The following is a 10,654-nucleotide window of genomic DNA, read 5'->3' on the forward strand; positions in this document are numbered from 1 at the left end:
TACCGATCGGTCAAGGGGCGGCGGGAACCGGCCCCACCGTTCCGGCCCCGGAACCGTAGCGGCCGGTGCCTCCTGCCTGTCGTTCGGCGAGTGCGAGCACGGTCGCGACCCGCCCGGCGCCGGTGCCGACGCCGTCGACGGTGGCGAGCCGGCCCACCGGACCGGCCCCGGCCGCGCGGGCGGCGGCGACGGCCGAACCGTCCGCGGCGTCCCGCCCGGCCAGCACGGCTCCCGCGCCACGCCGGTCGAGCTCCGCGGCCAGTGCCGCGGCGGTGGACGCCGAGGCGTCGGCGTCCACACCGGAGTACGCGGCCCCGGTGACGACGACGGCCACTCGTCCGGCCGCGGGCCTGCCCTGCGGGGCCTCGGCGAAGCCGCCGCCGGCGAGCCCGGCGAGCACCGCGCCGGCCCCGTCCGGGTCGGGTGCGGGCCCGTCGGGCGGGGCCAGCAGCGCGGAGCCGAGCAGGCCCCCGGCGAGCGCACCGGCGTCCGTGGCGGTGGGGAGTTGCGCCCCCGACGGAAGAAGCCGTGCGGACAGGTCGCGCAGCTGGTCGGCGCGGGCCGGGTCGGTGACGGCCGGGGTGAGCACGACCTCCCCCGCGACGCTGCCCCCCGCGGCGACGACGAGCTCGGCGACCGCGCGTGTGTCGGCCGGGTCGGCGCCGAGCGCCACCACGGTCACGGGCACCCCGGTGAGCTTCCCGCGCACCAGGTCCGGTCCGACGCGGCCGGCGAACTCGTCGCCGGCGCGCAGCTGCGCGGCCAGGATGTCGCGTTCGACGCTCAGCCGGGCGGTCTCGCCCGTGTCCGCCCCCGACGCAGCGACGTCGGCGATGCGCTGCGGCAGCCCGACGACGGCGAGGACGAACCCGGCCGCGAGGGCCAGCACGAACACCGCGACCAGGGCGATGCGGTGGTGGCGCCGCGAGATCACGCCGGGAACCAGCCGGCGACCAGTGCCCGCACGCTCTCCAGCACGCCGCGCGTCCACTCCAGCACCGCGGGGCCGCCGCCGGACACCAGCACGGCGACGACGACCGCGACCACCGCGGCCGCGATGAGCAGCAGCAGCGGCGCGAACGAGGTCCGGCTCCGGTACATCTGGGCGATCATCGCGCCGTCGACGACGCTGCCCCCGGCCTGCAGCCGGGTCAGGAACGTCGAGGCGTTGCTGCCGGACCGCCCGCGGTCGAGGAACTCCCCCATCGACGCCGACAGCCCGACCGTGACGATCATCGAGGCGCCGCGGTGGTGGGCGAGCAGCAGGGCGAGGTCCTCGGGATTGGCCATCGACGGGAACGTGACGGCGCTGGCGCCCAGGTCCTGCACACGGTGCAGCCCCGGCGCGTGGCCGTCGGGGAAGGCCGGGACGACGACGTCGGCGCCGCTGGTCAGCGCCTGGTTCGACACCTCGGACGGGTCGGCGACGATGAGGTCCGGGCGGTGGCGCGCGTTGAGCAGCGCGTCCGCGCCCGCCCCGACGCCGACGAGCACCGGCCGGTACTCCGTGATGTAGGCCTTGAGCCGCTTGAGCACGGCGAGATGGTCGAACCCGGCGGCGACGACGAGCACCGGCCGCCCGTCGAGGGCGACGTCGACCTCGGGGACGCCGTGCCCGTCGAGGAGCAGCGAGCGCTCGCGGCGCATGAACTCGATGGTGTTCGCGGCGAACGCCTCGAGCTGGTGGGTCAGGCCCTGCTTGGCCTCGTCCAGGGCGTCGGCGACGGTGTCCTCGGTCTGCTCGCGGCCCTCGCACAGCGGCTGCTCGCCGGTGTAGAGGACGCCGTCGTGCAGCCGCACCCGGATGCCGTCCTTGACCGCGCGCAGGGTGTCGGGACCGCAGTCGTCGACGAGCGGGATGCCGGCCTCGACGAGCACCTGCGGGCCGAGGTTCGGGAACCGGCCGGAGATCGACGGGGCGGCGTTGACGACCGCGGCGACCCGGGCGGCGACGAGCGCGTCCGCGGTCGCCCGGTCCAGGTCGACCTGGTCGATCACGGCGATGTCGCCGGGGCGCAGGCGCCGGAGCACCGACTCGATACGGCGGTCGGCGCGGGCCGGGCCGGTCAGGCCCGGCAGCTCCGGTCGGGAACGGTGCAGCAGGCCGGACAGCTTCATGTGGCGCACTGTGACAGGTGGGGCGTCCGTGACCACGCAGGCACGCCGCGCGAGACCGCGACGTCACCGGCCCGGACGATCCCCCCGTCGCACCCCGGGTGGCGGCGCCCGGAGCACCGCGCCGCTCACCCACAGCGACGGCACGCCGCCCGACGGCCGTCGGCCGGCCCGCTCAGCCGGCCCGGGCGACCCGGCGGCGCCGCGACGCGGCGGCGGGACGGTCCGCGGCGCCGTCCGGGTCGGTGCTGCGGGGGTCGGTGCCGCGGGAGACGGTGCCGCGGGAGACGGTGCCGCGCGGCCCGGGGACCGCCCCCTCCGCCGGCGTTGTCGCGACGCCGGTCTCCGTGTCCTGCGCGGTCCGGCCGCGCCGGGACTGTGCGCGACGCGACCGGGCCTCGGCGAGGTCCGCGGGCCGGGTCGCCGCGCGGTCGGCCTCCCGGTGCGCGGTCGCGGCGCTGAGCAGCTCCTCGGCGTGCGCGCGGCCGGTGTCGGTGTCGTCCATCCCGGCCAGCATCCGTGCCAGCTCCCCGGTGCGCTCCTCCTCGGTGAGCCGCCGCACGCTGGAGCGGGTGACCCCCGCCCCGGACGCCTTCTGCACCACGAGGTGCCGGTCGGCGTACGCCGCGACCTGCGGCAGATGCGTGACGACGATGACCTGGTGGCGGGCCGCCAGCTGCGCGAGCCGGCGGCCGATCTCCACCGCGGCCCGGCCGCCGACGCCGGCGTCGACCTCGTCGAACACCATGGTCGGCACCGGGTCGGCGCCGGCGAGCGCGACCTCCAGGGCCAGCATGACCCGGGACAGCTCGCCGCCGGAGGCGCCCTTGTGCAGCGGCTGGGCCGCCGCCCCGGCGTGCGGGACGAGCCGGATCTCGACCTCGTCGACGCCGCTCGCCCCGGCCTGGCAGCGCCGCCCGCCGACCTCGAGCACCGGCCCGGTGTCGGCGGCGGGCCGCGGCTGCACGCCGACCTGCAACGTCGCGTCCTTCATGGCGAGCCCGGCGAGCTCCGCCGTGGTCGCCTCGGCCAGCCGGGACGCGGCGGCGGTGCGCGCCGCGGTGATCGCGGCGGCGTGGCCGGCCAGCTCACCGGCGAGCGCGTCACGGCGGGCCGACAGCTCGGCGAGCGCCTCGTCGGAGGTGTCGAGCCCGGACAGCCGGTCGCGGGCGGTGGCGGCCCAGGCCAGCACGCCGTCGGTGTCCGCGGCGTACTTGCGGGTGAGTGCCTTGAGCTCGGCCTGGCGGGTCAGGACGCGGGACAGCAGCTCGGGGTCGGCGTCGAGCCGGTCGAGGTAGCCGGACAGCTCGGCCGCGGCGTCGGCGAGCACCGCGATGGCCTCGGTCAGGCGCGGGCACAGCTCCTCCAGTGCGGGGTCGCCGCTGCCCTCGGCGAGACCCTTCGCCTGCCCGGCGAGCCCGACGGCGCCGGGGGCCTCGCCGTCGTCCGAGCCGGACAGTGCGAGGTGTGCGCTCTCGGCGGCGGCCCGCAGGTCGTCGGCCTCGGCCATCCGGCGGGCCTGTTCGACGAGCTCGCGGTCCTCACCGGGCTGTGGGTCGGCGGCCTCGATCTCGGCGAGACCGTGGCGCAGCAGGTCCGCCTCCTGGGCGAGCCGGCGGGCGTTGTCCCGCCGCTCGGCGAGCTCGGTGACCACCTGCAGCCACTCGGTGCGCACCGCCCGGTAGGCGGCCAGCGGGACCGCGACGGGGTCTCCGGCGAACCGGTCGAGCAGGGCGCGCTGGTCGGAACCGCGCAGCAGCCGCAGCTGGTCGTTCTGCCCGTGCACGGCGAGCTGGGTCTCGGCGAGCCTGCCCAGCACCCCGTTGGGCACCGACCGCCCGCCCAGGTGGGCCCGGGAGCGCCCGTCGGCCGACACGGTGCGCGCCGCGATCAGCGACCCGTCGTCGTCGGCCTCGGCGCCCACCTCCTCGGCCAGCTCCAGCGCCCCCGGCGAGGCCGCGAACCGGCCCTCGACGACGGCGCGCTTCGCCCCGGCCGACACCCGCGAGGACTCCGCGCGGCCACCGCCGAGGAGGTTCAGCCCGGTCACGACCATGGTCTTGCCGGCGCCGGTCTCGCCGGTCAGCACGGTCAGGCCCGGGTCGAGTTCCAGGGTCGCGTCGTCGATCACGCCGAGGCCCTGGATCCGCATCTCGGACAACATGCGTGGGACCATACGTTCGAACACCGACAGCGTTCGAGCCCCGACACGCGAACGGCACCGAACGGATGTTCCCGTGCGCCGAACGGTCGATCAGGCGTTCGAAGCCGGTGGCTGGGTCCGGGCCCCGCGCCAGCCCCGGACGGGCAGGTCGAACTTGCGCACGAGCCGGTCGGCGAAGGGCTGCGCAGCCAGCCGGACCATCCGCACGGGCTCCGAGGCGCGGCGCAGCTCCACCCGGGCCCCGGGCGGCACCGCGACGGTGCGGCGGCCGTCGCAGTCCAGCACGGCGGACGGGCCGTCGGCGGACACCTCGATCGCGACGGTGCTCTGCGGCGCGATCACCATCGGCCGGGCGAACAGGGCGTGTGCGTTGCTGGGGACCACCAGCAGCGCCTGCACCTGGGGCCAGATCAGCGGCCCACCCGCGGAGAAGGCGTAGGCGGTGGAGCCGGTCGGGGTGGAGCAGAGCACCCCGTCGCAGCCGAAGGAGGACACCGGGCGGCCGTCGACCTCGAGGACGACCTCGAGGATGCGGCCGCGGGTGGTCTTCTCGACGACGGCCTCGTTCAGCGCCCAGGCCCGGCCGAGCACCTGCCCGGCGGCGGTGACGACGGCCTCGAGGGTCGTGCGTTCCTCGACCTCGTAGTCGCCGTCGGCGAGCTTCTGCAGGGCCTCGGGCAGGGTGTCCTCCTCGGCCTCGGCGAGGAAGCCGACGTGGCCGAGGTTGACGCCCAGCAGCGGCACTCCGGCGTGGCGGGCGAGGTCGGCGGCGCGCAGCAGGGTGCCGTCACCGCCGAGGACCAGGACCGCCTCGGCGCCGCGGGCGCACTCCGGGCTCCCGGGGACCGGGACGGGCTCGTAGCCGGCGGGGACGTCGGGGTCCGCGGCGAGCTCGGCCCACTCGTCGGCGAGCACCCGGGTGCGCAGGCCGAGCCGCCCGAGCTCGCCCATCACGTGCAGTGCGGTCTTGCGGTTGGTGGGCCGCCCGGTGTGCAGGACCAGCAGGATGTCCCTCATGCGGGGCCGTCCGCGACCGCGGCGGCCAGCATCGGCGCGAGCTCGGGCTGCTCGGGGGCGACGCCGGCCGGGCCGTCGGCGGGCCGGCGCAGGTGCAGGAAGTACTCGACGTTGCCCGACGGGCCGGGCAGCGGGCTCGCGGTGGCGCCGAGGACGTGCAGCCCGGCTGCGGCGGCGGCGGTCGCGACCCCGTGCAGCGCCTCGGTGCGCAGGCCCGGGTCCCGCACGACCCCGCCGGAGCCGAGCCGGTCCTTCCCGACCTCGAACTGTGGTTTCACCATGGGCAGCAGGTCGCCTCCGGGCGCGGTGCAGGCGGCGAGGGCCGGCAGCACGGTGCGCAGCGAGATGAACGACAGGTCGGCGACGGTCAGGGCGACCGTCCCACCGATCTGCTCCGGTTCGAGGGCCCGGACGTTGGTGCGGTCGTGCACGTGGACGCGCTCGTCGGACTGCAGCCGCCAGACCAGCTGGCCGTACCCGACGTCGACGGCGACGACCTCGGCCGCCCCGCGGGTGAGCAGCACATCGGTGAAGCCGCCGGTGGAGGCGCCCGCGTCGAGGCAGCGCCGCCCGGCGGGGTCGACGCCGGTGAACGCGTCGAGGGCGCCGAGCAGCTTCCTGGCGCCGCGGGAGGCCCAGTCGGGCGCGCCGTCGTCGTCCGGGCGGACGAGGACGGGCGCGTCCCGGTCCACCACGGTGGCGGGCTTCGCCGCCGGCATGCCGTTGACGACGACCCGGCCTGCGGCGATCAGCTCGGCGGCCTGGCCGCGGGAGCGGGCGAGCTTGCGGCGGACGAGTTCGGCGTCCAGCCGGGCGCGGGTGGGGCCCATCGTCACTCCCGTTCCGAGCCGGCGCTCAGCGCGCGACCGAGCGCGGCGTGCACCCGCTCGAACGCGGCCGGGTGCTCGGAGACCGGACGGTCGTCCAGCGCGTCGAGCGCCGCGACGGCCGCGTCGACCTCGGCACGCAGGGCCGCGACCGGGCGGTCCTGCTCGGGCCGCGGGTCGCCCGGGCGGGGTCCGGGTGCGGGAACGCTCATCGATGATCTCCGGGGACGGGGTTCTGACGCCACGGTAGCCGACGGTCCCGACAGCGGCCGCGACGCGGCGTCACCGCCCTGGCCGCTCCGCCAGGCCGAGCTCCGCCAGCGCCGCGGCGGCGGCGGCACCGTCGGCACGGACGTCCTGGACGCCCTGCTTCCAGGCCACCGCACACAGGGCACGCAGCGCATCCACCGTGGGTTCGGGGCCGGCCCCGTCGCCGGACAGCACGAGCGTGCCGCCGTCGGCGCGGACGTCCCAGCCGGGCCGCGGCCCGGGGGCCAGCTCGTCCGGTGGGCGGGTGAGCGCGGCGAGGTCGGCGCCGATGTGGGTGGGCCGCAGCTCCGGGGCGGCGGCGAGCAGCTCCGCGGCGCCGCTGACCCCGGTCAGGACCAGCAGCGACGGGGCGCCCATGGCGTTGGCACCCTCGATGTCGGTGTCGAGCCGGTCCCCGATGACGAGCGGGGCCTGCGCGTCGCCGCACCCCTCGCGGAGCAGCCGGGCGGCGGGCTTGCCCGCCACCTGCGGCCGCGCACCGGTCGCCGTGCGCACGACCTGGACCATCGAGCCGTTGCCGGGCAGCGCACCGCGCTCGGTGGGCAGGGTGGGGTCGACGTTGGAGGCGACCCACAGCGCTCCGGCCCGGACGGCGACGACCGCCTCGGCCAGGATCCGCCACCCGGTGTCGGGCGAGTGCCCCTGGACGACGGCGTCCGCGCCCTCGGCGTCACCGACGACGGCGAGCCCGCGGGCCCGGACCTCGTCGGCCAGTGCCGACGTGCCGACGACCAGCACCCGCGCGCCCGGCGGGAGCTGGTCGGCCAGCATCGCGGCCGCGGCCTGCGAGCTGGTGCGGACGTCCTCGACGCGCGCCGGGAAGCCGAGCTCGGCGAGGTGCGCCGCGACGTCGGCGGGGCTGCGGGAGGCGTTGTTGGTGACGTACACCGTGGGCACGCCGCGGTCCGCCGCCCCGAGCACCGCCTCGACGGCCCCCGGGACGACCTCGGGGCCCCGGTAGAGGGTGCCGTCGAGGTCGGCCAGGAGGACGTCGTGGCGGGACAGCAGGTCGTCGGTCACCGGTCGCCGGCCCCGGTGTCCCGGCCCTGCTGCCGGTCCGCGGAGGGAGCCGCCTCGGAGGCGTCCGGCTCCTCGACCACGACGTCTCCGTCGGTCGCGTCGGTGTCGCCGCGGACCTCGTCGGTCCCGCCCTCGTCGGTCCCGCCCTCGTCGGTCCCGTCGATGCTCGGGACCTCGGTCCCTGCCCCGTCGCCGGGGTCACCGGGGTCGCCGGCTGCGTCGGTGCGGTCGTCGGCGTCGATCCGACCGGACGGTGCCGGGGCGTCGGTGTACGGCGCGTCGGTGTACGGCGCGTCGGTGTACGGCGCGTCGGTGTACGGCGCGTCGGTGTACGGCGCGTCGGTGTACGGCGCGTCGGCGTGGTCGTCGGCGGCCGGGGGCACGTCCTCCCAGCCGACGGAGAGCTCGTCGTCGGCGCCCTCGAGCTCGTCACCGGTCAGCTCGGCGATGCGCGCGGCCGCGTCGGTCTCCCGGTGCTGGTCGGCGTCGTGGGCGTGGACGAACCACTGCACGGCCTCCGACTCCCGGCCGGCGGCGAGCAGGTTGTCGGCGTAGGCGTAGAACAGCCGCGCGCTCCACGGGTCGCGGCGGACCGCGTCGAGCTCGGGGACCTGGAGACCGACGACGGCGGCGTCGGCCTCACCCAGGTCGCGCCGGGCTCCCGCGGCGACGATGAGCAGCTCGATCCGCTCCTCAGGGCCGAGGTCGCGGGCCTCCGGGCTGCGGGCCAGGTCGAGAGCACGCTCGGGACGGCCGAGGGCACGCTCGATGTCGGCCATGACGTGCACGTGCCCCGGTCCGCCGCCCATCCGGCGGGCGGCACGGAACTCGCCGAGGGCCTCGTTCCACTCCCCCGCGTGGTAGGCGACGATGCCGGCGGCCTCCCGGACGACGGCGATCCGCGACGCCCGGCGCCGCGCGTAGCGCACGTGCTCGAGAGCCTGCACGGCGTCCTCGTCGACGAGTAGTCCCGCGGCGACGAGGTGCCGCGCCACGACCTCGGCGGTCTCCTTCTGGAGGCCGCGCAGGTCCCGGCGCACGCTCGGGTCGAGCTCGGCGGCGGTCACCGAGTCCGGCAGGTCCGGCTCGGCGACGAAGGTCCGCTCGGCCGACTCCGGGATCGCCCGCCGCGGACGGGCGTCGCGGTCACGGCGGTCGTCACGGCCACGGTCGTTCCGGCCCCGGTCGTCGAGCCTGCGGTCGTCACGGCCGGAGCGCGGTCCACGGTCGTCACGGCCGCCACGCGGGCCACGGTCGTCACGCTCCCGGCGCGGACCACGGTCGTCACGGTCGCGGAGCGGGTGACTCCCGTCGCGCCCGACGGGACGCTCGGCACGGTCCGCGCGCGGACCGTCGGCGGTGTCGCCGTCGGACCCGGTCGTGCCCGGGGCGGTCCCGGCGCGGTCGACGGCGTCGGCCTCGGTACCGGGCCCACGGGAGTCGGTCACGGGGGTGTCGGTCCGGTCCCCGCTGTCGGACCGGGGGCCGTCGGGCGCGGTGCTGCCCGTGCTTCCCACGTCGTCGGTGCGCTCGTCGCGGGTGACCGGCGCGCCGGCCGCCACCGCGGGCGAGGTCTCCGGAACCCGGGTGTCGGAGGCGGTGCCGCCGGTCGCCGCGGCCGACTCCCGCGTGTCGGTCGTCGACGGCGTCACGGCAGGCGCGTCACCGGCCGGGTCGGCCCGCACGGCGTCCGGCTGCGCGACGTCCCGGGGCTCGACGGCCACGGACCGCTCGGACGGGCGGTCGTGCGACGGTCGCTCCTCCCGGACACGGTACGGGCGGTCCTCCCGGTCCCCGGACGGGCTGCGCCGGTCGTCGCCCCGGTCCTCGCGACCACGGGGCGCGCGGTCGTCACGGTCCCGGTAGGGACGGGCACCACGGTCGTCGTCGCGCTGCGGACGGGCGCCACGGTCGTCACGGTCCCGGAACGAGCCGCGCCGGCCGTCCCCGCGTTCGTCCCGGCCGCGCGGCGCACGGTCGTCGCGATCGCGGTAGGGACGGGCACCACGGTCGTCACGGCTGCCGGAGGAACGGCCGCCGCGGTCGTCACGGTCCCGGGACGGGCGACCGGCCCGGTCGTCGCGATCACGGAACGAACGGCCGCCGCGGTCGTCGTCGCGGTGCGGACGGGCGCCACGGTCGTCACGGTCCCGGAAGGAGCGGGCACCGCGGTCACCGGACGGACGTCCCCCTCGGTCGTCACGGTCGCGGAACGAACGCCCACCGCGGTCGTCGTCGCGCTGCGGACGAGGGGCACGGTCGTCACGGCCGCCGAAGGAACGGCCGCCGCGGTCGTCGCGGTCACGGAAGGAGCGGGCACCGCGGTCGTCACGGTCGCCGGAGGGGCGACCGCCGCGGTCGTCACCGCCGCGGAACGGACGGCCGCCACGGTCGTCGCGGCCGGAGAACGAGCGGCCACCACGGTCGTCACGACCGGAGGAGGGACGACCGGCGCGGTCGTCGCGGCCCCGGAACGAGCGTCCGCCGCGGTCGTCGTCGCCCTGCGGACGGGGGCCACGGTCGTCGCGGTCCCGGTAGGGACGGCGGTCGTCACGGCCCGCGGAGGGCCGGCCACCACGGTCGTCGCGTCCACCCCGGAACGAGTCACGCCGGCCGGTGCCACCGGAACGACGGTCGTCGTCACGGGCGGGGCGACGGTCGTCGTCGCGACGCGGCCCGCGGTCGGAGCGGTCGTCGCCGCGGAAGCCGCTGTCGCGCCGGCCGGTGTCGCGTCCACCCCGGTCGGACCAGGAGCGGCCCTCGGTGCGGCGCTCGCCCGGACGTCCCCGGTCGTCGCGCGCACGGTCGCCGCCGCTGCGGTTGCCCCGGTCGTCGCGACGCGTGCGGTCGTCGCCGTCGCGGCGCCGTCCCCGCTGGTCATCGCCGCGCGACCATCCCGACCCGCTGCGCGAGCCGCGCTCCTCGCCTGCCCGGCCGTTGCCGGGACGTTCCCCGTCCGTCACGTGGTCAGGGTACAAACGAACACCGTCACTTCCGCGGTCGGCGACCGCACTGGGCGAACCGGTCCGCGCAGCGAGGCGGACACGGCTGCAGACATACGAAAAAGGGGAGTCCACAGCGGCTTCTACACCGTTGCGGACTCCCCTTTCAGAGGTTGAATGTCGGCGGCGACCTACTCTCCCACACCCTGGCGAGTGCAGTACCATCGGCGCTGGAAGGCTTAGCTACCGGGTTCGGAATGGGACCGGGCGTTTCCCTACCGCAATGACCACCGACAACA

At 77.3% G+C, this 10,654-nt stretch carries 8 protein-coding genes, 1 rRNA gene and 1 pseudogene; all 10 read right to left on the bottom strand.

What is annotated here, in order from left to right; all coding sequences use genetic code 11:
- Window positions 1–10: 10 nt before the first annotated feature.
- On the bottom strand, window positions 11–934 hold the full coding sequence (locus WHI96_RS25810) for a copper transporter (RefSeq protein WP_345645339.1): 924 nt from the start codon (window positions 932–934) through the stop codon (window positions 11–13).
- Window positions 931–2,118 carry a putative cytokinetic ring protein SteA gene (steA, locus tag WHI96_RS25815; protein ID WP_345645337.1) on the bottom strand — a complete coding sequence of 396 codons (1,188 nt, stop codon included), beginning with the start codon at window positions 2,116–2,118 and terminating at the stop codon, window positions 931–933. The genes WHI96_RS25810 and steA overlap by 4 nt, the downstream gene beginning before the upstream one ends.
- Window positions 2,119–2,290: 172 nt before the next feature.
- Complete coding sequence (gene recN / locus WHI96_RS25820; RefSeq protein WP_345645335.1) at window positions 2,291–4,279, bottom strand: DNA repair protein RecN; 1,989 nt, start codon at window positions 4,277–4,279, stop codon at window positions 2,291–2,293.
- A 90-nt stretch (window positions 4,280–4,369) separates the two neighbouring features.
- Window positions 4,370–5,296, bottom strand: a complete 927-nt coding sequence (locus tag WHI96_RS25825; protein ID WP_345645332.1) for an NAD kinase — start codon at window positions 5,294–5,296, stop codon at window positions 4,370–4,372.
- Window positions 5,293–6,126: a TlyA family RNA methyltransferase gene (locus WHI96_RS25830; RefSeq protein WP_345645330.1), complete on the bottom strand. Its 834-nt coding sequence runs from the start codon at window positions 6,124–6,126 to the stop codon at window positions 5,293–5,295. The genes WHI96_RS25825 and WHI96_RS25830 overlap by 4 nt, the downstream gene beginning before the upstream one ends.
- A gap of 2 nt (window positions 6,127–6,128) precedes the next feature.
- Window positions 6,129–6,335 (bottom strand): hypothetical protein, encoded by a 207-nt coding sequence (locus tag WHI96_RS25835; RefSeq protein ID WP_062402852.1) that lies wholly within the window; start codon window positions 6,333–6,335, stop codon window positions 6,129–6,131.
- Between the two features lie 70 nt (window positions 6,336–6,405).
- On the bottom strand, window positions 6,406–7,413 hold the full coding sequence (locus tag WHI96_RS25840) for an HAD-IIA family hydrolase (RefSeq protein WP_345645326.1): 1,008 nt from the start codon (window positions 7,411–7,413) through the stop codon (window positions 6,406–6,408).
- A complete protein-coding gene (locus tag WHI96_RS25845) occupies window positions 7,410–9,137 on the bottom strand; it encodes a hypothetical protein (protein ID WP_345645323.1) in 1,728 nt (575 codons plus the stop codon). Before WHI96_RS25845 ends, WHI96_RS25840 begins: the two co-directional genes overlap by 4 nt.
- A 60-nt stretch (window positions 9,138–9,197) precedes the next feature.
- A pseudogene (locus tag WHI96_RS27980) lies at window positions 9,198–10,490 on the bottom strand (hypothetical protein); the annotation flags it as partial.
- A 43-nt stretch (window positions 10,491–10,533) separates the two neighbouring features.
- Window positions 10,534–10,650, bottom strand: a 5S ribosomal RNA gene (gene rrf, locus WHI96_RS25855).
- Window positions 10,651–10,654 lie beyond the last annotated feature (4 nt).

The organism is Pseudonocardia tropica, from assembly GCF_040105315.1.
GTDB lineage: Bacteria > Actinomycetota > Actinomycetes > Mycobacteriales > Pseudonocardiaceae > Pseudonocardia > Pseudonocardia alni.

What these genes read in the sequence shown, in the direction of transcription:
- steA (WP_345645337.1), bottom strand. Translation starts at nt 2,118, where the DNA reads ATGAAGCTGTCCGGCCTGCTGCACCGTTCCCGACCGGAGCTGCCGGGC.
- recN (WP_345645335.1), bottom strand. Translation starts at nt 4,279, where the DNA reads ATGTTGTCCGAGATGCGGATCCAGGGCCTCGGCGTGATCGACGACGCG.
- WHI96_RS25830 (WP_345645330.1), bottom strand. Translation starts at nt 6,126, where the DNA reads ATGGGCCCCACCCGCGCCCGGCTGGACGCCGAACTCGTCCGCCGCAAG.
- WHI96_RS25835 (WP_062402852.1), bottom strand. Translation starts at nt 6,335, where the DNA reads ATGAGCGTTCCCGCACCCGGACCCCGCCCGGGCGACCCGCGGCCCGAG.
- WHI96_RS25825 (WP_345645332.1), bottom strand. Translation starts at nt 5,296, where the DNA reads ATGAGGGACATCCTGCTGGTCCTGCACACCGGGCGGCCCACCAACCGC.